Origin of the sequence: Paenibacillus gyeongsangnamensis, assembly GCF_027533625.1 — a bacterium.
Taxonomy (GTDB): domain Bacteria; phylum Bacillota; class Bacilli; order Paenibacillales; family NBRC-103111; genus Paenibacillus_G; species Paenibacillus_G gyeongsangnamensis.
The window spans coordinates 69,561-95,768 of record NZ_JAQAGZ010000008.1 but is presented as its reverse complement, the minus strand read 5'-3'; the positions used below and the strand labels follow the sequence as shown (position 1 = coordinate 95,768).

Here is a 26,208-nt window from a genome sequence, read left to right as displayed (position 1 = left end):
TGAAGGCAAATGGCTAAGAAGATGCCCGAAATGGAAGATTATAAGTATGGGTTTCGCGACGAGCACAAAGCCGTGTTCCAATCCGGTAAAGGATTGACCCGCGAGATCGTAACCGAAATCTCCCGAATGAAGAACGAGCCGGAATGGATGCTGGAATTTCGTCTGAAATCGCTGGAGCAGTTTTTCAAAATGGATATGCCGCGTTGGGGCGGGGATCTGGACGATCTCGATTTCAACGACATTCAGTACTACGTGAAGCCTTCAGAGAAGCAAGGGAAGACGTGGGAAGAAGTACCGACGGAGATCAAGGAGACGTTCGACAAGCTGGGCATTCCGGAAGCAGAGCAAAAGTTCCTGGCGGGCGTATCCGCCCAGTACGAGTCCGAGGTCGTTTATCATAGCATGCAGAAGGATCTTGAAGAGCAAGGCGTGCTGTTCATGGATACCGATTCGGCGCTCCGCGAGCATCCGGAAATTTTCAAGAAATACTTCGGTACCGTTATTCCTCCAAGCGACAACAAATTCGCGGCACTGAACAGCGCGGTTTGGTCGGGCGGCAGCTTCATCTACGTACCGAAGGGCGTTAAAGTGGAAATTCCGCTTCAAGCATACTTCCGGATTAACTCCGAGAACATGGGTCAATTCGAGCGCACGCTGATCATCGCCGACGAAGGCAGCTTCGTCCACTACGTGGAAGGCTGTACGGCGCCGATCTACAGCACGAACTCCCTGCACAGCGCCGTGGTTGAGATTTTGTGCCTGAAGGATTCGCGCGTTCGCTACACGACGATCCAGAACTGGGCGCCGAACATTTACAACCTCGTTACGAAGCGTGCGGTTGCGGAAGAAAATGCGACGATGGAATGGGTGGACGGCAACATCGGCTCCAAGCTGACGATGAAGTACCCTGCAGTCGTACTGAAGGGCCGCGGCGCGAAAGGGATGGTTCTCTCCATCGCCGTAGCGGGCAAAGGCCAGCATCAGGACGCAGGCGCGAAAATGACGCACCTGGCGCCGGACACGACGTCTACGATCGTTTCCAAGTCCATCAGCAAGCACGGCGGCAAAGTGACGTATCGCGGTCTGGCTTCCTTCGGACGAAATTCCCAAGGCTCCAAAGCGAACATCAAATGCGATACGCTGATCATGGATAACCAGTCCACTTCGGACACGATTCCATACAACGAAATCATGAACGACAACATTACGCTGGAGCACGAAGCGACGGTTTCCAAAGTATCCGAGGACCAGCTCTTCTATCTGATGAGCCGCGGCCTGACCGAAGCGGAAGCGACGCAAATGATCGTCATGGGCTTCATCGAGCCGTTCACCAAAGAACTGCCGATGGAATATGCAGTGGAAATGAACCGTCTCATCAAATTCGAGATGGAAGGCAGTATCGGTTAACCCTTTATGAAATACGGGTTTCCGGGATAACATATAAAACCGTGTCCAAAGTGACCTTCACGCTTGTGTGTCCAGGTTGCTCGGACGCGGTTTTTCTTTTAGTTAGATAGGAACATATGTTTGGTTTACTGATATAAAAAAAGACCTTACGGCGTATTACTCTGTCAAAAAAAAGCTATGCATTTCATCCGGAATACCATTCCGTTTGCAGAGGTCGTACCATGATTCGCCTTCTTCCAGTTGATCCTTCCCGATTAACAGCCATACGGCAAATTGATTCGCTTGCCGTTCATATTTCCCCGCATGAAAGAAGGAATGCTCGTCCAGCCAGAAGCGGCTGAATCCCGGATGAAGCCGGTCATGCCCCAATTCATGGGCGCAAACAAATCGCTGCCAAGGCTCGTCCAGCTTGTCATGAATGAAAATACATCGGCGGCGCAGTTTATGAAAGTAGATGCCTCGGGTATCTTTCCCCAAATCCTCAAATCGAATATGGATGTTTAGACCCCGCGCAATAATAAAAGGATCGTTCGTGCCGAAACGGCGGATCAGCTTTTGAATGATTTTCTGCACGAAACCACCCCTATTTCTCGTTGTCCTCTGAGGAGTAATTCCTGCTGCTTTTCTTGCGTCCGTAGGTTTTTTTGTTCATTTCCTTGGATTCCCACAGAAAACCCGTTAGCAGATCCGTGATCCGTTGACGGTCTTCATCGCTTACGGGCTTGCCGTCGAACATGACCGGGAGGTCTTCCTCCAATATTTTCTTAATATCCCGTTGATCTTTCGATGTGGCCCAGGAGGGCGTAGAATGATCCCTGGTTTTGTTTAATCCCCGGAGCTCCTCGTTCCCTTCCACGTGAGAAGCGGCATGCGGTTGTTCAACATAACCTGCAGCCACCATCATGTCGTCATAAGAAGCTTTAAGGGCATTTGCGAGTTTACGAATGGTATCCGGCTTGGGAACCCCTCGAGTGCCGGTTTCAATTCTGGAAATTTGCGGAGCGCTTACCCCCGAATAAAAAGCCAACTGATTAATCGAAATATGTCTTTCTTCACGCAAATCTCTGAGATACTTGCCGAATCCATGCTCGCTCATTAGGCTCACCCTTCTCCTTATTTCCTGTTGGTAATAACTATACAATGGAAATACCAAAAGGTAAAGGTATCGAGAGAAAAAAGGTTTCCTTGTAAGAAATACGCTGGAAATCGCTTGAATTCAGACGAATACCAAGAGGCTCCAACCTTTACCAATTGGAAATAGTATAATACTATTAGTGCCATAAGGAAACGATCATATAAAAAGCGAAGGAGCGATCCATATGGAGCAAATCATATTTCCGTCTGAAATAAACAAAGCAGAAACCCGGAGAGCGGTGGAGGAGAGGCTGGAGTCGGCGCGCATCTACAAACAAATCGGATTCATCCGCCGTGAGACGAGGACGACTGCCTTTTACGAAGCCCGTGAGCACGGCACAACGAATATGCTGTCCAATCCGACCGAGAATATTGCTCTATGGAATGTAAAGAAAGAAGAGCGTTTGCGGGAAGAGCAGGAGCAGGTTGAGATGGCGATTTCCATGCTTGGGGAGGTGGAGAGGCAGATTATTGAGAAACGATACATGGTGGATGACGAGGTGTTTGACTACAATGTCATTATGGAAATGCATTTAAGCGAACGAAAATACTATCGGCTGAAATTGCGTGCGATCTTAAAGCTGGCCTTCGCCCTCAGACTGGAGGTGTATCTGGATCAGCATAAACCTCTCGGTAAATCTTTATTCAAGCAAATGGCAGAAAAATGAATGAGCATTGACAGGATTGCGGCATGATATCGGCAGAGCATTTTCTTTAATCCATGATATATTTGTAGCATAGACAAATGGAATAAAGGGACATCAAAGGAGCGCAGGTTATGCGTTCCTTTTTGTGTTCGCCCAAGGAGGGAAGCGGGGGAGTTAGGATGTCTGAACGCTGCAGGGCGGGTGGCGGCGCCAGGGGAAGGGAGGGAGATGGATGATGGACGAAATGAATAAAATTCCAGAGCAGCTGACGAACGTAAGGCTTGATCTGCGCGAGCTCTCTACAAAGATGGCCGCTCTTAAGGACGTCACCGAGAAGCTCGATCATGCGGAAGCAGTGGCTAATAAAGCGATGGATAGTGTGAAAGCCGCTCACCATCGGCTGAACAAGATCGACAAATTGATTTTTTGGCTGGCTACCACAGTGTTCGGAGCGATTATTTTTGCCGGAATAGGCTACACCCTTCGGGGCGGCTTGAACAAATAAAAGGAGATGATGCTTATGGACTGGACTACGGTAATGAACCTGATTGAACCTAAGCTTATGACGGTCGCAGCCGCCTGCTGGGTGCTCGGATCGATGTTGAAACAGACACCGATGGCACCGGATTGGTCGATCGTTTATATCGTATCGGCGTTCGCTTTGACTTGCTCCGTGTGGACGGCAGGCTTAACGCCGGAATCCTTGCTTCAGGGTATGCTGTGCGCCGCTGCGGCCGTTTATGGCAACCGGCTGCTGAAGCAGGGAAAGAAGGTCAACGGGGAATCGGGAGGCAGGCACGATGGCAAAGGGCTTTGATTGCGCCACGCCGTTGACGGCGGACAAGGTATCTATTTTTGCCGCACAGGGCTTTACCTTTGCCGTAAGGTATTTGGCGGACGTGAACTCCTGGAAGCGATTGTCATCATACGAAGCGCAGCGGATTACGGATGCCGGCCTATCCATCGTTTCGATCTTCGAGCGATACCCGGACCGCTGCCGCGAGGGAGATTGGGCGGGGGAGTTCGACGGCAAGCTGGCGCTACAGTACGCCCGCGGTGCCGCACAGCCTGTAGGCTCGGCGATCTATTTTGCCGTAGATTACAACGCACGGGAGAACGACTTCAATCGCATTGAGGCCTACATGCGATCGGCTGACCGAGCAATAGAAGGGTACGAGCTCGGCGTGTACGGCTCTTATGCCGTAGTAAAGGCTATGGCAGAACGCGGCGTAACAGCCAAACTGATGCAAACCAGGGCATGGAGCAAACAGCTTGTATTTGAAGGAAACAGCCTTTATCAACATGATCTCGGACAGGACGGGCTTGGGCTTATAACGAACGGGATCCGGATCAATTTATGTGAATCCGATGGGGACGCCGGAGGGTGGAGAGCGGTTGGTGAATGTTCAGCGAGCAGCAGCCGGGCTGCTAGAAGAATGAAAAAGCCGTGACCTTTCGTTTCCATTGCCAAGAATCACCTTGCATATCCCTTCCATCCGCATCTCATCCTATGATCAGAACTCGATCTCGATCGTTTCAGGGAAGGGGTAGAAAGACAAGTGAGAAGAGCACGCATAAGCCTCGCGGCCATGCTTGCCGTAGTCTGCATGTTGACGGCCTGCGGCCCGCAAATGTCGAAAGAACAGCAGGAGAGCGGTCAAGTAGGGAAAATCCCTAGTACGAACGGAAAGTCGGCCGACCGACAGATGAGCGAGCTGGAGAACGGCAAGCGCGATCCGGGGATGCTTCCGCAGGATCGGCAAACGAATCCAAGCAGCGGATGGGTGCAGCCTCAGTCCGCGGTAGTGCGCGAGCAGCTGACGATACCGCTTCTGACGCTGAACGGAAAGGACTACGTGATAGGCACCGAATTTGCTAACGCTTCAGGCTACCAGTATAGCTGGGACGCTGCTCGCAGCGTCTTCCAAATGGGAGAAAACGATCCGTCCTACGAGCTTACCATTGGCCAGAAGACGGCGCTGAAGGACGCCGACCGGATTAAGCTGGCGGACCCGCCGATCCTGAATAACTCGCAGCTGATGATTCCGGCTGCGGCTCTGCCGCTCTTATTTAACGACGACTTGTCCTATGAGGTGAAAGGGAAGTCGATCATCTTTCGCTTATTGGATCAAGCGGTCATTCAGCAGGCGGAAAGTCCGGATGAAGCGGAATCGGGAACCCATCTGGACTTTGCGGACGATCCGGCGGACCCAGCCAAGAGCAAGATGACGTCGGCAGCTTGGCCTGACCAGCCTGCCATAACGTCGTGGATGGAAGAGCCCGCCTTACCGGCGGCCAGAGGCAAAAGCTTGGATACCCAGGCTTTGACGGACCGGGCTCAAAGATACTTGGGCGTTCCATATGAGTTCGGTGCCGCCTCCTTCGCCAAATCAGGGAAATTCGATTGTTCTTCTTTTACTAAATATGTGTTCGATCGATATGGATGGAAGCTGGAACGAACGGCAAGGGCTCAAGCGGCTCAAGGAACAGCGGTGGACCGAAAATCGCTGCGCAAAGGCGACTTGATGTTTTTCTACGTTCCGGGTAAGTACCGTTCCAATCAAATTGTCGGCCATGTGGCGATTTATATGGGAGACCAGAAGATCATTCACGCGGCTCCTTCGCCGCAGAATGGTGTGCAGATAACAGAGATCAACACGGCATATTGGAAAAGAACATTCCTCAGAGCGGTAAGGCTGAGTTAAGTCCATGCACAAAGAAGACCGTCCAGCAAAGGATGGTCTTTATTCGTTTCATATTTACATGAACACCTGATCGATCTCCAGTTCGGGGTGCTCGGATAAGTCGGTGTCATTACATGCCGATATATCGGCTGTATAAGCTTTTGGCCGCTATCGGATCGTCAGTCCCTTGAACCATCATTCGTCCGTCGGGAAAGAGCACCAAGGTGATGTCGTCAGGCAAATGAAGCTTAAGCAGGAACGGATTCTGCTCCACTCTTCCGAGAGGACGGAGCTTCTCGGCCCACTCCTGCAAGGAGAGGGACGACGGACGAACCGGGGAAATTTGTACGGAGTTGCGTCCGCAGAGCGTCTGGATCGTTTCTTCCTCAAGAGCGGAATCCAAATATTCGAATTGCCGTTTCCCGCAGCAGGGGCAATCCGTTTTCCTGGATTTGCTGACATCTACGGCGGCGTACTGGTTGTACCAAAGATCCCAATGCACCATCTTACGGTTCAGCTGCGTATCCGCGCCAACGAGGAGCTTGAACGCTTCCGCCGCTTGATGCGAGGCTACGGTATGGATGATCGGTCCGATGACGCCGGCCGTATCGCATGTTTCGGTCGTGCCCCGCTCCGGAGGCTGTCCGAACAAACAGCGGAGACAAGGCGTCACGCCGGGAATCACGGTCAACGAGACGCCGCGGGAGCTGACGGCGCCGCCATAAATCCATGGAATGCCGTGCTTTTGACTGACATCGTTGATAAGAAAGCGTACGGTAAAGTTGTCGGTCCCGTCCAGGATCAAATCCGTATCCGCGAGCAGCTCCTCCGCGTTCGTCGTATTCAGATCGGCAATGACCGGCTCGATGACGACGCCGCCGTTTGCAGCGCGCAGCCTTGCGGCTGCCGCTTCCGCTTTCGGCGCCGATTGCCCAGCATCCGCCTCGTCGAAGAGCATTTGCCGCTGCAAATTGCTCTTCTCCACGAAGTCTCTGTCGATGACCCGGACGTAGCCGACCCCCGCGCGGACCATATGGTTTGCCAGCACGGTGCCGAGAGCGCCCATCCCCACTATGGCAACGCGCGAGGACAGCAGCTTGGCCTGCCCTTCGGGGCCGATGGGGGCGAACAGCATTTGCCGCGAATAACGCTCGGGGTCCGGAACGGACCGTTCTCCCTGATTCCCGTTGTTAGGCATCTCCGTCATCTTATTCATGGTTGTCTCCTCCCGGGTTGTTCGAAATGATTGAAGAACCGATCTTCTCGGGGGGCGCAACCGGATTCCAAGGGCCCAGCTGATGCCCTTTCCATTCGGAGCCGTCCTCCCATATCTCCTTCTTCCATATCGGAACGATGTGCTTAAGCCGTTCAATGGCATAGCGGCTCGCTTCATACGCCGAGTCCCTATGCGGCGAGGATACGGCAATCACGACGCTGATTTCGCCGATGGCCACCGGTCCGATCCGGTGCGTAATGGCGCTTAATGTACCCGGCCAGCGCTCGTCGATTTCACTGCAGATTTGCCGCATGGTCTTCAGCGCCATCGGCTCGTAAGCGTCGTATTCCAGCAGCGTCGTTCGTTGGCCGTGCGTGAATTCCCTTGTCGTTCCTATAAAAGTCAGCGCAGCCCCATGGTTCGGGTGAAGCACCTTGGCGGTTACTTCTTCGACCCGTACGGGTCCGCGGGTGATCTCGACGAGCGGAGCTTCGCCGCCCGATACGGGAGGGATCAAGGCTACTTCATCTCCCTCGCGGATCACCCCTTCCTCCTCCGCATATTCTTGATTCACCGCAACGAAACTTAAGGCGATAACGGAAGCCGCCTGTGGATGGATGTCGGTTAAGTAAGCCTTCAATTGTCCGGCTGTGATCGATTCTTCCGGCAGCGACACGTCGAGGACGGGGCCTCCGAACCGTTCGGCCAAGCCGGCGAACATGAGCAGCTTGAGCTGCATGAGGGTTCACTCCTTTCCCTGATCTGCCGGGGCGGCGGATCATCTGTTTTCCAATCAGCATACCATATTTTGACCGCTTAATGATATAATGTTTAGTATTGATTGGGATGGGGGAATGGGGATGGAAATTCATGTTTACGATGAAATGAACGGATCAGGGAAGTTCAGCGTGGAAGAGCTGTCGGCGCTGGCGCCGGTCCACTTGTCCGCTGGCGAGCGGGTGGAGGGAGTCGCAGGAAGAGCCTTCGACTGGCTGTCCTGGTACGGGGCATGGCGTCAGCAGCGCAAGGGTTCGGATGGCCCGGTGCCTACGCATTTGAGAGTGGTGGCGGCCGACGAGTTCCAAGCGACAATCCCTTGGACCGAGTTGGATCAGGCCCTCTTTCTGTATGCCCAGGAGGACGGTACGCCGCTCAAGAAGGGTTATCCGATCCGTCTGTATGTACCGGACGGGAACAGCGCATGCTTGAATGTGAAAAGCGTGGTGGCCATTCATCTGCTGTATAACGAGGAAGCCTCCGAATCGGAGTTCGGCTTCAAGAATAAGGTTTCGCCGGACGAGCTTCGGGAATTCCGGGGCCGCTTCTAAGCGAGCCTGCATGCATAGAGAAGGAAGGTGCCGTTCATGACACGGAATTGCTCCAGCTTGCGCATCCTCCATTCAAACGATATCCACAGCCATTTCGAGCGGATGCCTCGGATCGCATCGCTATTCAATAGACTGAGGGACGAAGCGGGAGCGGAACGGACGTTGACGCTGGATATCGGCGACCATATGGACCGAATGCGTCCGGAAACGGAAGGCACGCAGGGCGCCGCCAATATCGACGTGCTGGAGGCCACGGGATACGATGCGATCACGCTGGGCAACAATGAAGGCTTGACGTTTACGGCGGACGTGCTGCAGGAACGCTACGGCGAGGAGCATGGCTTCCGGGTCGTCCTCGCCAACATGTACGAAGCCGCTGCCGGCCGGCTGCCGGAGTGGGCTTCGCCGTCGTGCATCCTCACGCGGCAGGGTGTCCGCATCGGCTTGATCGGGGTAACGGCCGATTTTTCGGATTTCTACAGCTTGCTCGGCTGGCATATGCTGGATCCGATGGAGCAGGTGGAACGTTGGGTGAAGGAGCTGCGTCCCGAGGTGGACGTATTGATCGTGATGTCCCATCTCGGGCTTCGGAAGGACGAATGGATGGCGTCGCATATCGACGGGATTGACGTCATTCTGGGCGGCCATACGCACCATTTGTTGGAGGAGCCGCTTCGCATTGGCGGCGCGCTGGTGTGCGCAGCCGGTAAATTCGGCCAATACGTCGGGGTTGTCGATCTGGAGGTGGAGCCGGGCCGCGGCGTCGTTCACGCGGAAGGCCGCGTGCTGCCGGTCGACGGAGAATCGCCTGATCCGGGAATCGCGGACATCATTGAGCGCCGTGCGGCGGAGGCGAGCCGGGTGCTGGAGCGGGAAGTGGCGAAGCTGGCGAGTCCGCTGCCCTCCGAATGGGACAGGGAGTCGCCGCTCGGCAATGTGCTGGCTGCCGGACTCAGGCGCTGGGTCGGAGCCGATATCGGACTTGTCAATGCCGGTCAGCTGCTGGAAGGGCTTCCTGCGGGGACGGTAACCGCATCGGATCTGCTGCGTCTATGTCCCTCGCCGATTAATCCTTGCCGGATGCGACTGACCGGCGGTCAGCTGCTGCAGGCGCTGGAGGAGTCGCTCCTGCCCGAGTACACGGGCAAACCGATCTACGGCTTCGGGTTTCGAGGCAAGGTACTTGGAACGCTCTGCGTGGACGGGCTGACGGTTGAATATGATCCGGCCGGGCCGGAGCTGGGGAAAATACGCAGCGTGCTAGTAGGAGACCGGCCGCTCGAGCTTGAAGCAAGCTACAAGATCGGTACGATCGATATGTTTACATTCGGGATCGGGTACATGTCCATCAGCCAGGGAACCGAAGTGGAATATTATCTTCCGGAGTTTTTGAGGGATGTGCTGCTCCGGGAGCTGAATGACGCTCAAGGACTGAAGGACAGCACGAGAATGCGCTGGAAAAAGGTTAAGATTTGAAAAGGTTTTGTAAACTTTCCGTCTCACTCCGTGTTTAGGCATGTACAAAGTAAGCGGCACAGGCTAGAATAAAGAAGGCCCTGTGCCAATCCATGCACAGGGGCTGACGAAAATACATATTTTACCGTAACAATGTGGGAGGAACTTATGTACGATTTATGGGTAGCAGTAATTATCGGCATCGTGGAAGGTTTGACGGAGTTTCTGCCGGTCTCCTCGACGGGCCACATGATTCTGGCCGGATCGCTTCTCGGCATTCCGGATTCGGATGAAATGATGAAGACGTTCGAGATCGTCATTCAGCTCGGTGCGATTCTCGCGGTCGTCGTCGTGTATTGGAAACGCATCTTAAGGCTCTTCGGACTCAGCAAGGAAAAGCCGAGAAGAGGCCGCGGTCTCAATCTGATCCATATTCTGATTGCCATTATTCCGACAATGGCGGTTGCTTATTTATCAAGCCATTTCATTAAAGAAAAGCTGTTCTCGCCAACAACCGTTGTCATTGGACTTGTGCTGGGCGGCATTCTGCTGATCATCGGCGAGAAATTCCAGCCCCGCATTACGGCGAACGATGTGGACGAGCTGACATACAAGCAGGCTTTCTTCATCGGTTTGTGGCAAATCATTGCCCTGTGGCCAGGCTTCTCCCGTTCCGGATCGACCATCGCCGGCGGAATGCTGGCAGGTGCCAGCCGCGCTGCAGCCGCAGACTTCACGTTCATCATCGCCATTCCCGTCATGGTGGCGGCGACTGGATACGAAATGCTGAAGAGCATGCACGGCTTCTCTTCCGCAGACATCACTTTCTTTGCCACAGGCTTTATCGTGTCATTTGTCGTCGCGCTGCTGGCGGTAGTCACCTTTATCCGTTTTGTGCAGAACATGTCGCTGTCGTATTTTGCGTACTATCGGTTTATTATCGCCATACTCTTCTTCTTCTTTTTACTCCGGTAACATGCATTCGAAAAGGCCGCGGCGGACTTTGGGTTCACCGGCGGCCTTTTTTTGTGCTTTCAAAGAACTTCGGCTTATGAGTCGAATTTGGCGAATTATGTAAAAAAAATTAAAAAATTTGTTGCTCTTTTCGATATAATCTTATACGCTTAAATTAAACTAGGACTTTTCTAAATTTTTCTTTAGAAAGAAGACGTGGTCGCTTTTATGCGCTTGATGCCCCTCAGCATGGTGAAGCCCGGAATGAAACTGGGGAAAAGAATATATAACGAAGAAGGCATAACGCTGCTTGGCGAGAGGATGGAGCTCACAAGCCATCTGATCAAGCGTCTGGGCGATCACGGCATCGATTTCGTATACATCGACGATCCGAGAACCCGGGATTTGGTCATCCGGGAGAGCGTCACGGACGAGACGCGCGCCCGTGCCCTGTCGGAAATCCGTCAAACGTTTCGCGTGGTAATGGATGATCAAGTGAAGAAGAAGCTCGCGAACGGACGTCAGATGGGGAAGGTATTCCGGGGCATTATGGATTTGCTTCTGGATGATCTTAGCAGCAATAAAGACGCCATGATCATGCTGACCAACATCGGCGTCATGGACCAATATTTATATCAACATTCCTTGAACGTCTGTATCTATGCGACGATGCTGGGGATGTCTTACGGATACTCGCGCGACGAGCTTATGATCTTGGGGCTGGGGGCGCTGCTGCACGATATTGGCAAAACGCAAATCCCGCTCGAGCTGCTCCGCAAGAAGGAGAAGCTGACCGACGGCGAATTCGAGCGGATCAAGAAGCATACGACGTTCGGCTTTCAATTCCTTAAGGACGAGCCCAATATTCCCCTCCTGGCGGCTCATTGCGCGTTCCAGCATCATGAGCGCCTGGACGGAAGCGGTTATCCCCGAGGCCTGAAGGGCGATGAAATCCACGAATACGCCAGATGGATCGGCCTCGTTGATTCGTATGACGCCATGACGACGCATCGGGTTTACCGGAACGCCATGCTGCCGCATCAAGCGATGGAAATCCTGTTCACAGGTACGGGGACACTGTACGAGAAGCAGATGATCGAGCTGTTTCGCGACAAGATTGCGATTTATCCGATCGGGGTTTCGGTCACGCTGAACACGGGAGAAACCGGCGTTGTAGTCAACTTGAACTCGATCGTTCCCCAACGGCCGATCGTACGCATTTTGCTCGATTCGGAGGGGCAGGAGCTTGCCGCGCCGCATGAAGTCGATTTATCCGAGAAGCTGACGCTGATGATTACTGGCGTCCATGACGGCTCCGAATACAACGATGCGATGAAGGTTTAAATGCTATGGGAAGGCCCGGTTTCCGTCAGCTTGCGGATGACCGGGCTTTTCCCTTCGGTTTTCTTTTCAATCGAATTACGATACAATGGGTAATAATATGAAATAGACCTTTATTTTGAATAGTCAGGTGTGGAAAAACCAACATGAATCAAGCAAACATTTTATCATCAAGCCCTGTGGGGCTCTTGCCGATTACACCGGAGAACGATCCATGGGATCCGATCCGCTCCCTTCGCCGTTACGGCGAACACCGGTTGACCAGCGTCGAGCTGACGGTAACCCAGCTGTGCAACATGCGCTGCGAGCATTGCGCGGTAGGAGAAACGCTGGCGCTCACCGAAGGGCCCCGCATTCCGCTCGCCGCCATTCTTAGGCGGCTTGACGAGGTGGAAGGCCTGGAGACGATCAGCATCACGGGCGGGGAGCCGAGCTACCGCGAAGATACCGTTCGCGACTATATCGTGCCGATTCTGCGGTATGCCCGGGAACGCGGCGTACGTTCGCAGATCAACTCGAACGTCACGCTGGATCTTTCCCGCTACGAGAGCATGGCTCCTTATCTGGATGTCATGCACATTTCCTTCAACTATATGAACGCCGATGATTTCCATCAGGTGGGCTTCGTCCGCACCGACAGGAGCGTATCCCGGGATACCGCGGCGAAGCTTTACGAGCGGATGGTGGACAATACCAAGTCGCTCGCCAGGGGCGGCATGTTCGTCTCTGCGGAATCCATGATCAACTTCCGAACGCATAAGAAGCTGCCTGGCATCCATCGGCTGATCGATGAAATGGGCTGCCGCCGACACGAGGTGCACCCGATGTATCCAAGCGCCTTCGCCTCCAATCTGCCTGTGCTTTCCTTGGAGGAGACGAGGGAGGCGATGCACGGCCTGCTCGATCAGCGCAATCCGGACCTCTGGATGCTGTTCGGAACGCTCCCGTTCTATGCGTGCAGCGGGAACAAGGAGGATCAGGAGCTGGTTCTCCGGCTTCGTGACGAGCCCAATTTGACCGTGCGCAACGATCCGGACGGCCGCAACCGGCTGAATGTGAATTTGTTTACGGGAGACGTATATGTAACGGATTTTTCTGATGTTCCTTCATTGGGTAATATACATCATGACACCTTAGAGCAGGTATTCGCCCGTTGGAAGCAGCATCCGCTGAACGGCACCGTTCAGTGCCACTGTCCGGCGGCAGGCTGCTGCGGCCCGAACTTGCTCGTCGCGGATACTTATTATAAAGGCGTCGACTTCCTGAAACGCGCCGCAGTGGTGTAAGCATCCAAGCAACAATATACAAGCAAAGGAGTTTGACGTTCTTGCCTACGGATCATGGTACCGGCTTTGAATGGGGTTCCATCGCACTCAATCTTGTCCTGATTATATTCCTGGTTTGCCTGAACGGATTTTTCGTAGCGGCCGAGTTCGCGCTGGTGAAGGTACGGCAAACAAGGCTGCAGCAATTGGCAGCCGAGGGCAGCGGCAAGGCCAAATATGCGCTTGCGGTTACGCATAAGCTCGATACTTACCTGTCCTCCACGCAGTTGGGGATTACGCTGGCTTCCCTGGGGCTTGGGTGGGTAGGGGAGCCGGCGATCTCTCACCTCATCGTCGATCCGTTCTTTGCCTTGATTGGTATGGAGCACGCCTGGTACGCAGATGCGCTGTCCGTGTTTATCGGCTTCTGCATCATTACCTTCCTGCATATCGTATTAGGGGAGCTCGCGCCGAAGTCGATAGCGATTCAAAAATCTGAAGGCGCCTCCTTATGGCTGTCCGCTCCGCTCATGCTATTCTACAAAATTTTTAAACCGGCGATCTGGCTGCTCAACGGCGCCGCGAATCGCGTGATCAGGCTGCTCGGGGTTCAACCGGCAACCGAGCATGAGGCGGCCCATACGGAAGAAGAAATCCGCATCCTGATGAATCAGAGCGCCCGCAGCGGAATCATCGACAAGGACGAGCTGCTGCTGTTCGATAACATCTTCGAGTTCTCCGATCGGGTGGCCAGAGAAATCATGCTCCCCCGGACCGATATGGACTGTTTGTTCACCGAGATATCGTTTGCCGATAATTTAAAGATCGTTTATGAGTCGAAGCATACGCGTTACCCGGTGGCGACCAGCGACAAGGATGAAATTATCGGTTTTATACATATTACAGATATCTTGACGGCGGATCCGGACACCGAGCACAGCCTTCGAGAATTTTTGCGTCCGGTGCTCATGGTCCCGGAATCGATGGAAATCAGCCATGTGCTCAAGCTGATGCAGAAGAAGCGTTCCCAGCTGGCCGTCGTTATCGACGAATATGGGGGAACCGCGGGACTGATTACATCGGAAGACATCCTGGAAGAAATCGTCGGCGAGCTGCACGATGAGTTCGACGTGAGCGAGCGGCCCGAAATTGAAAAGATCGGCGAAATATATTCCGTGGACGGCCGGGTGCTCCTCGAAGATCTCGATGACCTGCTCGGACTCGGGATTACGGACGAGGAGGTGGACTCCATCGGCGGCTGGCTGTTCAAGCAGCTGGAGGGCGTTGTAGCGAAGGGCAAGAAGCTGGAGTATGAGGGCTTCTCCTACGAGATTACGGAGCTGGAACGTTTGCGCGTGCTGAGGGTTTCCATCCGGCGCTTGCCGAAGGAAGTAAAGGAAGATACGCTGGTTCACCAGCATAACGAATAGGGAGGCTGGCCGGCATGTCGCTCCGGACGATCGTTTTTTGCGCCCTCGGCTTGGTGCTGCTGTATGGATTGTTTACTACGGGTTTTCCTTTCCTGCTGGCCATGCTGGTCGCCATCCTGCTGGAGGGTCTGGTATTGCTTGTGATGAGATTGACACGGGCCGGAAGAGGCGTTGCCTCCGCCTTGGTATGCACGCTGTTCACAGCTCTTCTCTTCGGCTTTGTTTATTTGATCGGCTTCAAGATGATCGTGGAGTTGATTCAATTCTGGAAGAACGCGCCCGATTACCTGAATGAAGCGAGGCTGTTCTTTGAGGATGCGACGGCGAAGACGCGCGTATTCTACGAAACGCTTCCTTATAGCCTGGCAGTGCAAATTCAAGGCTGGGTCGAGACCGGCCTTAACATGCTGACCGAAAATGCGAAGGTCATCGTCGGGGCGGTTTCCGGCTATTTCGTGAGCGTCGCGAAGACGATCCCAAGCATGTTCGTGTTTTTCTTCGTATTTATTATCGGTTTGTACTTGATTTCGCTCAGTCTTCCTTCATTGCACCGTTCTTTCCTGAATTTGTTCGACAAAGCCTCGCAGTCAAAAGTCAACCAAGTCTTGATCGACCTGCGCCGTGCTACGCTCGGATTTATTTTTGCCCAGCTTATGATCAGCCTGCTCACTTATGTCGTGACCTTGATCGGATTGCTGGTGCTGCGGGTGGACTACCCCCTCGCGGTGGCGCTGCTTATCGTCATTGTAGACGTTTTGCCCGTGTTCGGCACCAGCGCGGTTTTGATTCCTTGGGCCGCTTATTGCATGTTATCCGGCAACCTTCATCTGGGCATAGGCCTTTTAATCCTTTTAATTGTTATCATGGTGTTCCGCCGTTTGATCGAGCCGAAAATTATAGGCAATGCCGTCGGGATCAACGCCTTGGCTACGCTTGTCAGCATGTATGTCGGCTTTCAGCTCATCGGGGTGCTGGGACTGCTCCTCGGCCCTGTCGTCATTATCGTCTATCAAGCGCTGCGCCGGGTAGGGCTGCTGAAGATTAACATTCATCTGGATAGTTAAACCTGCCTAAGGGGGAATGGTATGGAGCACGGTTTCCCGCAAATTAGACAGCATCCGAGGATCACCAGGGCCAAGCTGCTTCGAAGAGCTGTTCTGATGTTTTTAGGAGCGGCACTCGTCTCGGTTGGGCTCGAAATTTTTCTTGTGCCGAACAACATTATTGATGGGGGCATCGTCGGCATTTCCATCATTACCTCCCATCTGACGGGTCTTCCGATCGGGCTGTTCCTGCTGCTGTTTAACCTGCCGTTTTTGTTTCTCGGTTACAAGCAAATCGGGAAGACCTTTGCCTTCTCCACTTTGTTTGCGGTTATGATCATGTCGGCCGGCACAAGCCTCCTGCACCCGGTTCAACCGTTTACCATCGATCCCCTGCTCGCGGCCGTATTCGGCGGCGTCATTCTCGGCATCGGCGTCGGGATGGTCATCCGTTCGGGAGGGTCGCTCGACGGCACGGAGATCGTGGCCATCCTGCTCAACAAATCGACCCCCTTTTCCGTGGGCGAAGTGGTCATGTTCTTCAACCTCTTCATTCTGGGCAGCGCCGGCTTCATCTTCGGCTGGGATCACGCCATGTACTCGCTGATCGCGTATTATATTGCGTTCAAAATGATCGATGTCACGATCGAAGGCTTCGACGAGTCCAAATCGGTATGGATCATCAGCGAAAACAGCCGCGACATCGGGGAAGCGATCATGCAGCGTCTGGGCCGCGGCGTAACGTATTTGCAAGGCGAGGGCGGCTTCTCCGGCGGCAGCAAGCGAGTGATCTTTTGCGTCATCACGCGGCTGGAGGAAGCGAAGCTGAAGTCGATCGTCGAGGAGCTGGATCCTACCGCTTTCCTGGCCGTTGGCAACATTCACGATGTGAAGGGCGGACGCTTCAAGAAAAAAGATATTCACTAAGAAAAATCGCCCGGCGATCTTTTCGCCTGGCGGTGAGGCTGTAGAGAAACCCATGAAATTGAGAAATCTGCCTTGGTACTCCGGTGGGGTATTCCCCTCCGGCCGCTGTTGTTACCCGTAAAATGTTCAATTTATTCGCTGTGCAGCGGTAATTTTCCGATAACAAAGGCGGGCGCTAACGCTCCTGCAGGGGATACCCCACCTATTACCTTTTGTATTTTTCTGCATATCCGGGTTTCTCGTCAATCTGACCGCCCGGCGATCCTTCGCCGGGCTTTTTTTTTGTAAATGGAAATGAGGTTATAAAATGACGTGCTTCAATAATAGCGTCTAGCTCCCCGATAGTGGGAGGACCAATACGGCGTGTCCATGCTCTGGGTATAGATGCCCTTGGAGCGGGTAGCCGAAATGAACTGGCCGCCGCCTACGTAAATGCCGACGTGGGATACGATCCCCTGATCGGTCGTTTCGAAGAACACGAGGTCCCCGGGCATTAAACTGGACCGGTCGACATGCGCTCCCCAGCCTGCCATAACGGCTGAGCCGTCCCGCTGCATGGCGATGCCGTGCGTGGTAAACATATAGTAGACGAAGCCCGAGCAGTCGAACCCGCTTGGAGAAGAGCCTCCCCACACATAAGGAGTATACATATACTTCCTTGTGTCGGCCAGCAGCTGTTTTTTCACCAAGGCATGCGCGATGGCGGTTCGGGTGACGGAATCGGCCGTGCCGGATACCGGCAGACTGTAAGCCTGTTGAAAGTCGCTTATGGCTTGGGCCGTAATGGAGCCGAAATAACCCGTTATTTTGGGTATGTAAAATAGCCGAGCGTCTTGAGATCGCTCTGGAGGCCGGAGACATTGCTTCCCGACATGCCTTGAGCCAGCACGGCAGCCGATGAGGCTGCAGCCGCATGAGCCGTCGGCTGATTCAGTGGAGCGGCCGCGAGCAGGATTGCAGTGAGGAGAGAGGCGGAAAGTACTTTTGAAAGCGGTTGCTTCTTGTGCAAGGAAATTCACGTCTCCTTTTCCATGTATGTCTGATGAACCAAGTTATTCCCATCATATAAGCATAATGGACAGCCGGGCAATGTATAAATATTGGTAGAACTTCTTCGCGCGACCAAGAAAACAACAGGAGAGGAGCAATCTTCCATGGATCAAGTGAAAGTATGGCACCCGTTCGTCGGTCCGTGCGACCCTTGTCCGCCGCTGTATACGAAGACCTACTCAACCCCGCCGAATCTATATATCCCATATCAGCCGATGGGCTTGCCGCAGCATTCCCCGCTGCAAGCTTTAAAATGCGGAACGCTGTGGCCTGCCTTGTACAGTCCGTATATATCCAAGCAATCCGAGTTGAACTGGAGGGAGGCACAGAGCCGTGAATAAAGAGTTTCCCGGGCATTATTACACGCTGCTGGAGGAGCTGCAGGCGCTTGATTTCGTTCTGGTTGAGCTGACGCTTTATCTCGATACGCACCCGAACGACGGGCATGCGATTCAGCAGTACAATCAATTCGCGCAAAAGCGAATGCAGGTAGCTCATCAATATCAATTGGAGTTCGGTCCTTTGATGCACTTCGGCCATAGCTATTCCAAGTATCCATGGCAGTGGGTCGAGACGCCCTGGCCTTGGCAGGTATAACGACGAAGCTTGCGGCTAACCGCAGAGAGGAGCGGCGGCATGTGGATTTATGAAAAGAAGCTGCAGTATCCGGTCAGAGTGAACAAATGCGATCCGAGAATGGCGAAGCTCTTGCTGGAACAGTACGGGGGAGCCGACGGAGAGCTGGCGGCAGCACTGCGCTACATTAACCAGCGCTACTCGATTCCGGATAAGGTCATCGGGCTGCTGACCGATATCGGCACGGAGGAATTTGCCCATCTCGAAATGATAGCGACGATGGTCTATAAGCTGACCAAGGATGCTACGGTCGAGCAGCTGAAGGCCGCAGGGCTGGACGATCATTACGTTCAGCATGACCGGGCGCTGTTCTATGAGAACTCGGGCGGAGTGCCTTGGACGGCGGCCTATATCCAGGCAAAGGGGGATCCGATTGCGGATTTGTATGAGGATATCGCTGCGGAGGAGAAGGCGAGAGCAACGTATCAATGGCTGATCGATATGACCGACGATGTGGATTTGCAGGACGGTCTTAAATTTTTGCGGGAGCGGGAGATCATCCACTCCTTGCGCTTCCGGGAAGCGGTAGAGATGCTGAAGAGCGATCAGGAGAATAAGAAAGTATTCTAGCTTTGATAGCTGTCAGCAGGCGTTCGTGAACGGACGAAACGCACCCCCAGCGCCGGCAATCTGCTCCGGCGCTGGACAGGAATCGGGCAGCTATGCCGGTCAGCGCGTCACAGCGAAGCTGCGCTTCGGCAGCTAATAATCCGGTTCTGCGAATTTCTTCTCCTATAGATTAACTTACAGAAATTTGGAAAAAATAACGATAGGGATGATTTACATGAAAAGGGGAGAGCCTCATTCACGCTGCCGTCGCACTCATTGCGCTGTATTGCACTTGGCGTTCTAAAGCTTGGTCGGCTTGGGAACGGTGCCACAGCACCATGCTGTACATGGTTTCGGGCAATCTGCTCTATTTCGTGCTAACCTCAAGGTACGAGCTATGGGCGTTTGAGCCGGACTTTCCGATTTATCCGGTGCTGAACGAAATGTTCTATACACTGATCGTTTTCCCCTGCACTGCACTGCTCTTTTTACATCATTTTCCTGAACGTCGTATGGGCCGTACGAAACGATATGTTAAGTGGATCGCCATTTATGCCGCGGTGGAGCTGCTGTTCGCAATGACGGGCAGGATCGTGTATGACCACGGCTGGAACTGGTATTGGTCCTTTGCCTTTGATTGCATGATGTTCCCGATGCTTCGGCTTCACTATATACGGGCGGGCTATGCATATGCCGTTTCCGCAGTCATTATTGTCATTCTGCTCCTTTGGTTTAAGGTTCCGCTGCAAAACGTAATGACAATGGACTTCCAGAGTTAAAGTTTGACAATCGTTCCGAATCGTGATTCTATAGAACGTGATATGGATAAATGGAGGGGAACGGATTTGAAGCAAAAGCATACACAGCCGGAAGCGATGATCTTCGATCTGGACGGCACGCTGTTCCAGACCGAAACACTGCTGCTTCCAGCCTATCATTCAACCTTTGACAAGCTCCGTGAAGAAGGATTGTATCAGGGAGAAACACCCCCGGAGCAAGCGATTCTGAGCGGGCTGGGAATGCTGCTCGAGCACATCTGGCGTCAGGTTATGCCGCACGCCGAGGAATCGGTTCACCGCCGGGCGGACGAGCTGCTTCTGGCTTACCAGGTGGAAGGAATGGCCGGGGGACAAGGGGTACTCTATGAAGGAGTCGCGGATGCGCTCCGGGAGCTTCGCGCACGTGGCATCAAGCTCTTCATTGCCAGCAACGGACTGGAGGATTACGTCAAAGGCGTTATCCGGTACCAGGGGCTGGAGCCGCTCTTCGAAGCGGGAGGCTTGTACAGTGCAGGCGAGTACGGCACCCGTTCCAAGGTCGATCTGGTGCGGCAGCTGCTGGACAAGCATGGCATCCGATCGGCTTGGATGGTGGGGGACCGCTCCTCTGATGTGGAGGCCGGTCACGCCAACGGTCTGTTCGTGGTCGGCTGCGATTATGCAGGCTTCCGCAAAGAGGGCGAGCTTGACGGTGCGGACGCGACCATTCAACGATTCAGCGAGCTTGCGGAATTGCTTGAGGCATAATACAAGCCGTAATTAAAGAGGCGTACTCCGGCATGAGACGCCTCTATTCATCCATGCCGGAAGTCTCCTCTTCCGGCTTCCGGCGTTTCAGCTTCCATAGCGCGTACTCCAGCGGACGAAGGTGGGCTTTGCGATAATTGGCGGTTTCGCCGATCCGTCGGAACACTTCGCGCGACGGCTTCGGATTCACTTCAAGCAGCCAAATGTCGCCTTTAGGGTCGATCGCCAAATCGATGCCTGCCTCGCACAACGCTCCGAACTTGCTCTCAAGCTGCTTCACGACCCGCAGTCCAAGCGCATACGCATCCTTCTTGATTTCACGGACCTTCTCTTCCGTGCCGAAGCGGTTTCTCAGCAGAATTTCCATCGGGACTGCGGTGCCGCCGCCATGCAGGTTGGAGGTGACGGACAGCCTGGGCCCGATTCGCCCGGCGCAGCCGGTGACCTGCCACTCTCCGCTGCCGTCCTTTTGCACCAGCATGCGGAAATCGTGAACGCGGCCGTCTTTTAACGCTAGCGGAATCCCCTGCTGCACGAGATACAGCTCCTCCAGCTTCCAACTGCTCAATTTTGCCGGAATTTGCCGGATATGGATCTTCTGCTGCGGAAGAATGCGGCGGCTCGGATCCCGGCCCTCCATCCATACGATTTGGCTGCTGCCCAAGCGCTGAAGCCGGACAATGCCCCTTCCGCCTGTGCCGTTTTTCGGCTTCATGTAGACGATAGGGTATTTCTTCAGCATTTGAGACAGGTCTTTCAGGCTTTGATAACGAACGGTGAAGGGCAAATAAGGGCGGATGCCTTCCTGCTCGGACAACACCTCATAGACGGTCCACTTATTCGCCAAGGGCCGGCTAAGGTAATCCACGTTCTTATACTTATTGCGAAAGCTGGTGATTTTACGGTAATTGTCCGCTCCGCGATAACGGCAGCGGTCATAAATGAGGGGAGGAAGTGCGGACCACTTCCTGATCCATTTGCCATCCGAATGACTGTAAGTTAGGGCATGAATGCTTTCCTTCGAATCATCGACGTCGTCGGGAGTGAAGACAAGCACCTCCAGCCCCAGCTTCCGCCCATAGATGCATAACCTGCGGAAGAAGGAAAGCTCCTCCAGCTTTCCTTCCGCCCAGTACATGGCCAAGATGCCTAGTTGACGGCCCACGGACGTCACCTGCCTGTTATGGATTGATTCGCAATCGAATCTTGGCCGCTCTTGTTGCTGCTCGAGGTGTGGGGAGAAGCGGCTGTCCTGACGGCTGCGGATTTGCTCAGATGCAGACTGTACCTGATCAGATTCTCCAATGATTTTTTGCGGATAGGCGGCTCGTCGAATTTCATCGGCTTCGAATTGGCTTCAAAAAACCAAAGCTCCCCGTCGGTATCCACCCCCACGTCCATCGACATTTCGCCCAGTGTTTGGCCGCTTGCTTTCTCGATTTGCCTTGCGAGCAGGATTGCGGTTTTCTTGGCTTTGGCAATCATTTTCTTGCTTCCGTCTTGGCCGAAAGATGCGGTGAGCAGCTTGGAGGGATCGTCGATCGATCCGCCTCGGGGCACATGGGTCGTGATGCTGAGCTTGCCGGCCAATCTCGCGCCGATGCCGGCCACGCTCCATGCACCTTTCTGATTCTTTTGCACGAGCACCCGCAAATCGAACGGCCGCTGCTTGTAAGTCGACAGGGTGATGCCCTGCTGGATGATGTATTCCTTCGAGCCGATAATCTCCTGTAGGTGGGACCATAGTTTATTGACGTTCGGATAGCGGGAGATATGGCTCTTCGTTTTGTCCTGAATGCTGAGCTCGTAGCCATTATACGGGGCTTTGCCGACGAGGCGGCTCACCTTCATGATGCCTTTCCCCGCCTTGCCGCGAATCGGCTTCAGGTACAGGAACGGGTGCGACCGGAACAGCTTCTCCAGATCGTCGCCGGAATGCAGCCGCCGCGTCGCCGGAATGAACGGCCGGGATTCCTTGGATTTGTTCAGCCACTCGAACAGCGCCCATTTATTGAAGAAGGAAGGGTTGAAAAAATGGATCTGTCCGTGGCGGATGCAGGTCTGAATGACCTGCTGCACCTCCGGCAGCAGCTCGAACTTACGGTAAGGTATGCGGTTATAGACAACGTCGGGCAGTGGAAGCAGCCGCTTTTTCCAGGTCCGGCTGGGGGCATGATACTTATAGCCAATGGCATGAGTGCCGTTTAATTTGAAATCGGACGTCGTCATGACGTAGACCCTGACGCCCCACTGCTCTCCGGTTTCGATCAGGTCGATAAAATTTTTTTGATTCCCGCGAAAAATCCTCTTTTCATCCGCGTAAGTGAGAATGGCCAGCGTCGGGCGCTTGCGCTTCCGGTGTAGGTTAATGGCAGTTGCGTCCACTCAGGAATCCCTCCTTGCCCGAAATCGGGCCAAGTACATACAGTAATCATAAATGTACTGGAGCGATGCCCGGCCTTGCTCCTTTAGCGCCGGATGCTTAAAGATCGAACGGCCCGGCTTGGAATTGGCTTCGAACATCCAGATCCGTTCGCTCTGATCGATGCCGATGTCGAAGCCCAGTTCGCCTAGGGTATGGCGGTAATTGCGCTCGATGTCCTCCGCGAGCCGGATGGCCGCCTCCTTCGCGCTGCTCAGCACGGTATCGGCTCGGCTGCCGAAAATTTCCTTCATCACCTGCTCCGGCGTCATGAGCATCCCGCCTGTACGCACATGCGTCGTTACGCTGCCTTTGCCGGCTTTCTTCGCGCCGATCGCCGCTACGACCCATTGGTTATCTCTGTTCTTGGTCATATGGAAGCGAAAATCGATCGGGCAGCCGTCGATTTCAATGAGCCGGATACCCTGCTGGGCAACATAATTATTAAGCCGTCCGATTTGGCGGTTAATGTACGACATCAGCGTATCGAAATTGCTGAAGCGGAGCAGTACATTACGTCCTGCTTGCCGATAGCGGGCGTAATAACCGCGCTTCGGATTGTAGGTGAGACGGAAGATGCCGATTCCGAGACTGCCGCCGGTCGGTTTGAGATAGATGAATTTGTGTCTATCGAGCATCTCCTTGATCTGGGAGGCCGTCGGGTTGATGCGGGATTCCGGCACGTGCTTGTAGGCGTCTGTGCCCTCAAGCAGATTGTAGACGTCCCATTTGTCAAAGAAGCTCCAGTTGAAGAGCGGGATGCCGCGCTTGATGAATTTTTGCTTGAACGCGTTCATGGAAGCGAGCTTCTCCGCGGTTCGGCTCGGGAGCCGGTTGTACACGACATCGGGCAGCGGGATAACCTTGCGCGTCCAGCCGCCTTCGCTGCGCGGAATCGTAGCTACCACGGTCTGATCGTTCCAGTTGACGTCGGAGGGCGAAAAGCCGAAATAGAATGCGCGGTCTGACTCGACGCGCATGAATTGGCGAATGAACTCCGTCCTGGAGCCGAACGGAGCCGAGCTGCCGCGGATAACCGAGGTCAGGATGCCGATCATGGGGCCGATCCGCAGCTCGTTGCCGTTGTCATTGTGCACCATGGCGCCGCCCAGACGGGGAAGGCGCAGCTGGGAGTAAACCGAGGACGGCAAGAAGACGTGCTTGCCGGTTTTCTTGAGAAGCTTGATGCCAAGCGGAATGCTTTTGCTGCCGAGCTTCAAAGTCACGTTCCGTGTTTTGGCCAGCTTGAGCGCCCTCGCGAGCTCTACCGACAGGTAGACCGCCCGTTCCTGCCGCTGGGTGATATGAATCGTGCAAGTTGTCAAACTCATGGTGTACCTCCTCAGAACTTTGCGTAAGCAAAGTTTCTTCGTAAGCATAGGCTGAGTTTCGCCATTGGCGAAACTTACTTCGTAAGGAATACAGAACTTTGCATAAGCTAAGTTTCTTCGTAAGCATAGGCTGAGTTTCGCCATTGGCGAACTTCGTAAGGGCTGCTGACTCTGCCTATTGGCATAGTTTCTCCGTATTGAAAATCACGTTTCAATCCTAGGGCTGGCGGAGGAGGCGGCAGATTCGGCATCAGGAGCGACTTTAGCTGCAGGCGTGATGGATCCATGATGTGCAAGCAGGATAACGTTCGCTAGTCATTGCCCTGTAACCGTACGTCCTGAAGCCGTTTTTTCGTTGCCGCCGATACGCTCAAACAGCGCCTTCATCCCGTATTGTGTAACCTCCGCTATAGTATGCAGGCTGCCGTCTCTTGGTCATTGCACATAAGCCTAGAGCTTGCGCCGATACGGAAAAAGTGGCATGAGCAGGCTGCCGTGCGCGTACAATGGAAGAGCCCGCACAGGAAGCCGCTTCTTCCTGCAATGCCGAATCAACGCATTGCTTCCTATGCTAGCTTCATTGGGCAGAAAGGGAGTGCTGCCTGGGGATTGCGGCTAAAATTGCCCTTGCCGGCGGTCCGGCCGGCTTACATCCGCTGCTGAAGCAGATAGCCCGCGTACCGGACGGGATTGTCGACGGAAGCCCGCTGGGCCTTGACATCCCGCAAATAAGTAAAGATGGAGCGGCCGGGTTTGGAATTCACTTCAAGGATCCAAATATTGCCGCCGGTATCGACACCGAAATCGATGCCGAGCTCGGCGAGCCGCCCGTGATTCGATTCGAGCGCCTCGGGAAGGAGCTCAGACAACCGCATTAGCTCCCGGAGGAGCTCTGCGGCCTTGGCTTGCCCGAACTCGCGGGCAAGGAAATCGGCGGCGGGCTCTGCCGTACCGCCGCCATGCACGTTCGAGGTCAGGCTGCCGCCCTGACCCCGCCGGACGGCCATGCCGGTCAGCTGCCAGCGGCCGGCGCCGTCCTTTTGCACCAGCGCGCGCACGTCGTACGCGTCGCCTTCCCGGCTCTGCAGCAGCAGATACTGCTGCAGCAAATACGGGCGCTGCGCCACGAAGCGGCGCAGCCACCGGAGCAGCGCGCCCGCGTCCGCGAAGGCGCGCTCCACGCGGCGGTTGCGCGCATCGCGCCCGCGCACGGTGAATGCCGCACCTGCGGCATTCACCGTGCCGGGCGCCGGCGCGCTTGCGCCGCCGGGGCCGGCGCCGCGCTGCACGAGCAGCACGCCGCGGCCCTGCGAGCCGCCTTGCGGCTTGAGCACCGCCTCCCGGCGGTGCTCAAGCCACAGGGCGAGCGTGCGCATGCTGCGCAGCGCTTCCGTGTGCGGCAGCAGCGCAGCGAAGCGGCTGTCGCGCTCAAGCAGGCGCTGCACCTCCAGCTTGCCTCTCAGCCCATGGCTGAGCAGGCGGACGGACCCGTGCTCCTTCAGCCGCTTCAGCGCATGGCGATAGTCCGCGTATTGGCGCCGCGTAGTAAAGAAGCAGCGGTCATACACGACCGCAGGCAGCGGAAAGGTTCGCAGGATCCACTCTTCGCCAGACGGATCGAATGTATAGCCGCTCACCTGGAGCCGGGTCCAATCGATGGCAGGCGGAGTAAAGACGAACACCGTTAATCCGGCGCGCTGCCCGCTGAGGCACAAGCGGCGATAGAAGCCGCGATTGGCAAAGGGCGGATGGTCATCGGTTTGCGTCGTCATGATTCCCACTGCGCGCGAGCCGGGCGGCACTTGCAGCGACGATATCATCATGCGCGTCACCTCTTATCCTAAAGGATGGATCACCGGAAGC

The 26,208-nt window shown here is 54.6% G+C and carries 29 protein-coding genes; 19 read left to right on the top strand and 10 right to left on the bottom strand.

Annotated elements, in window-relative coordinates; all coding sequences use genetic code 11:
• Positions 1 to 9 precede the first annotated feature (9 nt).
• Complete coding sequence (gene sufB / locus O9H85_RS13715; RefSeq protein WP_269881991.1) at positions 10 to 1,407, top strand: Fe-S cluster assembly protein SufB; 1,398 nt, start codon at positions 10 to 12, stop codon at positions 1,405 to 1,407.
• A gap of 156 nt (positions 1,408 to 1,563) precedes the next feature.
• Here sufB and O9H85_RS13710 read toward each other — a convergent pair whose 3' ends face one another.
• Positions 1,564 to 1,980 carry an ImmA/IrrE family metallo-endopeptidase gene (locus O9H85_RS13710; protein ID WP_269881990.1) on the bottom strand — a complete coding sequence of 139 codons (417 nt, stop codon included), beginning with the start codon at positions 1,978 to 1,980 and terminating at the stop codon, positions 1,564 to 1,566.
• Positions 1,981 to 1,990: 10 nt separating this feature from the next.
• Complete coding sequence (locus O9H85_RS13705; RefSeq protein WP_269881989.1) at positions 1,991 to 2,503, bottom strand: helix-turn-helix domain-containing protein; 513 nt, start codon at positions 2,501 to 2,503, stop codon at positions 1,991 to 1,993.
• A 223-nt stretch (positions 2,504 to 2,726) separates the two neighbouring features.
• On the opposite strand from O9H85_RS13705, the gene O9H85_RS13700 reads away from it, so the two are divergent.
• From O9H85_RS13700 to O9H85_RS13680, 5 genes are all read left to right on the top strand, one after another.
• Positions 2,727 to 3,209, top strand: coding sequence for an ArpU family phage packaging/lysis transcriptional regulator (locus tag O9H85_RS13700; RefSeq protein ID WP_269881988.1), 483 nt, complete (start codon positions 2,727 to 2,729; stop codon positions 3,207 to 3,209).
• Between the two features lie 211 nt (positions 3,210 to 3,420).
• Positions 3,421 to 3,693, top strand: a complete 273-nt coding sequence (locus O9H85_RS13695) for a hemolysin XhlA family protein (RefSeq protein ID WP_269881987.1) — start codon at positions 3,421 to 3,423, stop codon at positions 3,691 to 3,693.
• A 15-nt stretch (positions 3,694 to 3,708) separates the two neighbouring features.
• A complete protein-coding gene (locus tag O9H85_RS13690; protein ID WP_269881986.1) occupies positions 3,709 to 4,005 on the top strand; it encodes a phage holin family protein in 297 nt (98 codons plus the stop codon).
• Positions 3,989 to 4,639, top strand: a complete 651-nt coding sequence (locus O9H85_RS13685) for a glycoside hydrolase domain-containing protein (protein WP_269881985.1) — start codon at positions 3,989 to 3,991, stop codon at positions 4,637 to 4,639. Before O9H85_RS13690 ends, O9H85_RS13685 begins: the two co-directional genes overlap by 17 nt.
• Before the next feature lie 108 nt (positions 4,640 to 4,747).
• Positions 4,748 to 5,893, top strand: coding sequence for a C40 family peptidase (locus O9H85_RS13680; RefSeq protein ID WP_269881984.1), 1,146 nt, complete (start codon positions 4,748 to 4,750; stop codon positions 5,891 to 5,893).
• Positions 5,894 to 6,002: 109 nt separating this feature from the next.
• On the opposite strand, the gene O9H85_RS13675 is transcribed toward O9H85_RS13680, so the two are convergent.
• Together O9H85_RS13675 and moaD are read right to left on the bottom strand one after the other, a co-directional pair.
• Positions 6,003 to 7,079, bottom strand: a complete 1,077-nt coding sequence (locus O9H85_RS13675) for a ThiF family adenylyltransferase (RefSeq protein ID WP_269882150.1) — start codon at positions 7,077 to 7,079, stop codon at positions 6,003 to 6,005.
• A gap of 1 nt (position 7,080) precedes the next feature.
• Complete coding sequence (gene moaD, locus O9H85_RS13670) at positions 7,081 to 7,827, bottom strand: molybdopterin converting factor subunit 1 (RefSeq protein WP_269881983.1); 747 nt, start codon at positions 7,825 to 7,827, stop codon at positions 7,081 to 7,083.
• Between the two features lie 121 nt (positions 7,828 to 7,948).
• Between moaD and O9H85_RS13665 the strand changes: the two genes are divergently transcribed.
• From O9H85_RS13665 to O9H85_RS13630, 8 genes are all read left to right on the top strand, one after another.
• A complete protein-coding gene (locus O9H85_RS13665; protein WP_269881982.1) occupies positions 7,949 to 8,416 on the top strand; it encodes a molybdopterin-binding protein in 468 nt (155 codons plus the stop codon).
• Positions 8,417 to 8,452: 36 nt separating this feature from the next.
• Complete coding sequence (locus O9H85_RS13660) at positions 8,453 to 9,892, top strand: bifunctional metallophosphatase/5'-nucleotidase (RefSeq protein ID WP_269881981.1); 1,440 nt, start codon at positions 8,453 to 8,455, stop codon at positions 9,890 to 9,892.
• A gap of 147 nt (positions 9,893 to 10,039) precedes the next feature.
• On the top strand, positions 10,040 to 10,846 hold the full coding sequence (locus tag O9H85_RS13655) for an undecaprenyl-diphosphate phosphatase (RefSeq protein WP_269881980.1): 807 nt from the start codon (positions 10,040 to 10,042) through the stop codon (positions 10,844 to 10,846).
• A 207-nt stretch (positions 10,847 to 11,053) separates the two neighbouring features.
• Entirely contained in the window at positions 11,054 to 12,169 is a 1,116-nt protein-coding gene (locus O9H85_RS13650) for an HD-GYP domain-containing protein (RefSeq protein ID WP_269881979.1), read from the top strand.
• A gap of 143 nt (positions 12,170 to 12,312) precedes the next feature.
• Positions 12,313 to 13,452 carry a radical SAM/CxCxxxxC motif protein YfkAB gene (gene yfkAB, locus O9H85_RS13645; RefSeq protein ID WP_269881978.1) on the top strand — a complete coding sequence of 380 codons (1,140 nt, stop codon included), beginning with the start codon at positions 12,313 to 12,315 and terminating at the stop codon, positions 13,450 to 13,452.
• Positions 13,453 to 13,493: 41 nt separating this feature from the next.
• Positions 13,494 to 14,861, top strand: coding sequence for a hemolysin family protein (locus tag O9H85_RS13640; protein WP_269881977.1), 1,368 nt, complete (start codon positions 13,494 to 13,496; stop codon positions 14,859 to 14,861).
• A 14-nt stretch (positions 14,862 to 14,875) separates the two neighbouring features.
• Entirely contained in the window at positions 14,876 to 15,925 is a 1,050-nt protein-coding gene (gene ytvI, locus O9H85_RS13635; RefSeq protein ID WP_269881976.1) for a sporulation integral membrane protein YtvI, read from the top strand.
• 21 nt (positions 15,926 to 15,946) lie between these two features.
• The gene (locus tag O9H85_RS13630; RefSeq protein ID WP_269881975.1) at positions 15,947 to 16,831 is read left to right on the top strand and encodes a YitT family protein; all 885 of its coding nucleotides are present in this window, start codon (positions 15,947 to 15,949) and stop codon (positions 16,829 to 16,831) included.
• A gap of 317 nt (positions 16,832 to 17,148) precedes the next feature.
• On the opposite strand, the gene O9H85_RS13625 is transcribed toward O9H85_RS13630, so the two are convergent.
• Both O9H85_RS13625 and O9H85_RS13620 read right to left on the bottom strand, forming a co-directional pair.
• On the bottom strand, positions 17,149 to 17,517 hold the full coding sequence (locus tag O9H85_RS13625; RefSeq protein WP_269881974.1) for a C40 family peptidase: 369 nt from the start codon (positions 17,515 to 17,517) through the stop codon (positions 17,149 to 17,151).
• Between the two features lie 116 nt (positions 17,518 to 17,633).
• Positions 17,634 to 17,840, bottom strand: coding sequence for a hypothetical protein (locus O9H85_RS13620; protein ID WP_269881973.1), 207 nt, complete (start codon positions 17,838 to 17,840; stop codon positions 17,634 to 17,636).
• A 145-nt stretch (positions 17,841 to 17,985) separates the two neighbouring features.
• Between O9H85_RS13620 and O9H85_RS13615 the strand changes: the two genes are divergently transcribed.
• The 5 genes from O9H85_RS13615 to O9H85_RS13595 all read left to right on the top strand — a co-directional run bounded on the left by O9H85_RS13615 (position 17,986) and on the right by O9H85_RS13595 (position 20,592).
• The gene (locus O9H85_RS13615; RefSeq protein ID WP_269881972.1) at positions 17,986 to 18,222 is read left to right on the top strand and encodes a spore coat associated protein CotJA; all 237 of its coding nucleotides are present in this window, start codon (positions 17,986 to 17,988) and stop codon (positions 18,220 to 18,222) included.
• A complete protein-coding gene (locus tag O9H85_RS13610; protein WP_269881971.1) occupies positions 18,215 to 18,478 on the top strand; it encodes a spore coat protein CotJB in 264 nt (87 codons plus the stop codon). Before O9H85_RS13615 ends, O9H85_RS13610 begins: the two co-directional genes overlap by 8 nt.
• 39 nt (positions 18,479 to 18,517) lie before the next feature.
• Positions 18,518 to 19,087 (top strand): manganese catalase family protein, encoded by a 570-nt coding sequence (locus tag O9H85_RS13605; protein ID WP_269881970.1) that lies wholly within the window; start codon positions 18,518 to 18,520, stop codon positions 19,085 to 19,087.
• A gap of 233 nt (positions 19,088 to 19,320) precedes the next feature.
• The gene (locus O9H85_RS13600) at positions 19,321 to 19,845 is read left to right on the top strand and encodes a CBO0543 family protein (protein ID WP_333474205.1); all 525 of its coding nucleotides are present in this window, start codon (positions 19,321 to 19,323) and stop codon (positions 19,843 to 19,845) included.
• 96 nt (positions 19,846 to 19,941) lie between these two features.
• Positions 19,942 to 20,592, top strand: a complete 651-nt coding sequence (locus O9H85_RS13595; RefSeq protein ID WP_269882149.1) for an HAD family hydrolase — start codon at positions 19,942 to 19,944, stop codon at positions 20,590 to 20,592.
• Positions 20,593 to 20,635: 43 nt separating this feature from the next.
• On the opposite strand, the gene O9H85_RS13590 is transcribed toward O9H85_RS13595, so the two are convergent.
• The 4 genes from O9H85_RS13590 to O9H85_RS13575 all read right to left on the bottom strand — a co-directional run bounded on the left by O9H85_RS13590 (position 20,636) and on the right by O9H85_RS13575 (position 26,168).
• Positions 20,636 to 21,757, bottom strand: a complete 1,122-nt coding sequence (locus tag O9H85_RS13590; protein WP_269881968.1) for a YheC/YheD family endospore coat-associated protein — start codon at positions 21,755 to 21,757, stop codon at positions 20,636 to 20,638.
• A 5-nt stretch (positions 21,758 to 21,762) separates the two neighbouring features.
• Positions 21,763 to 22,977 (bottom strand): YheC/YheD family endospore coat-associated protein, encoded by a 1,215-nt coding sequence (locus tag O9H85_RS13585; protein WP_269881967.1) that lies wholly within the window; start codon positions 22,975 to 22,977, stop codon positions 21,763 to 21,765.
• Positions 22,978 to 24,345 (bottom strand): YheC/YheD family endospore coat-associated protein, encoded by a 1,368-nt coding sequence (locus tag O9H85_RS13580; RefSeq protein WP_269881966.1) that lies wholly within the window; start codon positions 24,343 to 24,345, stop codon positions 22,978 to 22,980. It lies immediately after the preceding gene.
• Positions 24,346 to 24,992: 647 nt separating this feature from the next.
• A complete protein-coding gene (locus O9H85_RS13575; RefSeq protein ID WP_269881965.1) occupies positions 24,993 to 26,168 on the bottom strand; it encodes a YheC/YheD family endospore coat-associated protein in 1,176 nt (391 codons plus the stop codon).
• Positions 26,169 to 26,208: the final 40 nt, after the last annotated feature.

What these genes read in the sequence shown, in the direction of transcription:
- sufB (WP_269881991.1), top strand. Translation starts at nt 10, where the DNA reads ATGGCTAAGAAGATGCCCGAAATGGAAGATTATAAGTATGGGTTTCGC.
- O9H85_RS13705 (WP_269881989.1), bottom strand. Translation starts at nt 2,503, where the DNA reads ATGAGCGAGCATGGATTCGGCAAGTATCTCAGAGATTTGCGTGAAGAA.
- O9H85_RS13700 (WP_269881988.1), top strand. Translation starts at nt 2,727, where the DNA reads ATGGAGCAAATCATATTTCCGTCTGAAATAAACAAAGCAGAAACCCGG.
- O9H85_RS13695 (WP_269881987.1), top strand. Translation starts at nt 3,421, where the DNA reads ATGATGGACGAAATGAATAAAATTCCAGAGCAGCTGACGAACGTAAGG.
- O9H85_RS13690 (WP_269881986.1), top strand. Translation starts at nt 3,709, where the DNA reads ATGGACTGGACTACGGTAATGAACCTGATTGAACCTAAGCTTATGACG.
- O9H85_RS13685 (WP_269881985.1), top strand. Translation starts at nt 3,989, where the DNA reads ATGGCAAAGGGCTTTGATTGCGCCACGCCGTTGACGGCGGACAAGGTA.
- O9H85_RS13675 (WP_269882150.1), bottom strand. Translation starts at nt 7,079, where the DNA reads ATGACGGAGATGCCTAACAACGGGAATCAGGGAGAACGGTCCGTTCCG.
- moaD (WP_269881983.1), bottom strand. Translation starts at nt 7,827, where the DNA reads ATGCAGCTCAAGCTGCTCATGTTCGCCGGCTTGGCCGAACGGTTCGGA.
- O9H85_RS13665 (WP_269881982.1), top strand. Translation starts at nt 7,949, where the DNA reads ATGGAAATTCATGTTTACGATGAAATGAACGGATCAGGGAAGTTCAGC.
- O9H85_RS13660 (WP_269881981.1), top strand. Translation starts at nt 8,453, where the DNA reads ATGACACGGAATTGCTCCAGCTTGCGCATCCTCCATTCAAACGATATC.
- O9H85_RS13655 (WP_269881980.1), top strand. Translation starts at nt 10,040, where the DNA reads ATGTACGATTTATGGGTAGCAGTAATTATCGGCATCGTGGAAGGTTTG.
- O9H85_RS13650 (WP_269881979.1), top strand. Translation starts at nt 11,054, where the DNA reads ATGCGCTTGATGCCCCTCAGCATGGTGAAGCCCGGAATGAAACTGGGG.
- yfkAB (WP_269881978.1), top strand. Translation starts at nt 12,313, where the DNA reads ATGAATCAAGCAAACATTTTATCATCAAGCCCTGTGGGGCTCTTGCCG.
- ytvI (WP_269881976.1), top strand. Translation starts at nt 14,876, where the DNA reads ATGTCGCTCCGGACGATCGTTTTTTGCGCCCTCGGCTTGGTGCTGCTG.
- O9H85_RS13630 (WP_269881975.1), top strand. Translation starts at nt 15,947, where the DNA reads ATGGAGCACGGTTTCCCGCAAATTAGACAGCATCCGAGGATCACCAGG.
- O9H85_RS13615 (WP_269881972.1), top strand. Translation starts at nt 17,986, where the DNA reads ATGGATCAAGTGAAAGTATGGCACCCGTTCGTCGGTCCGTGCGACCCT.
- O9H85_RS13605 (WP_269881970.1), top strand. Translation starts at nt 18,518, where the DNA reads ATGTGGATTTATGAAAAGAAGCTGCAGTATCCGGTCAGAGTGAACAAA.
- O9H85_RS13595 (WP_269882149.1), top strand. Translation starts at nt 19,942, where the DNA reads ATGATCTTCGATCTGGACGGCACGCTGTTCCAGACCGAAACACTGCTG.
- O9H85_RS13580 (WP_269881966.1), bottom strand. Translation starts at nt 24,345, where the DNA reads ATGAGTTTGACAACTTGCACGATTCATATCACCCAGCGGCAGGAACGG.
- O9H85_RS13575 (WP_269881965.1), bottom strand. Translation starts at nt 26,168, where the DNA reads ATGATGATATCGTCGCTGCAAGTGCCGCCCGGCTCGCGCGCAGTGGGA.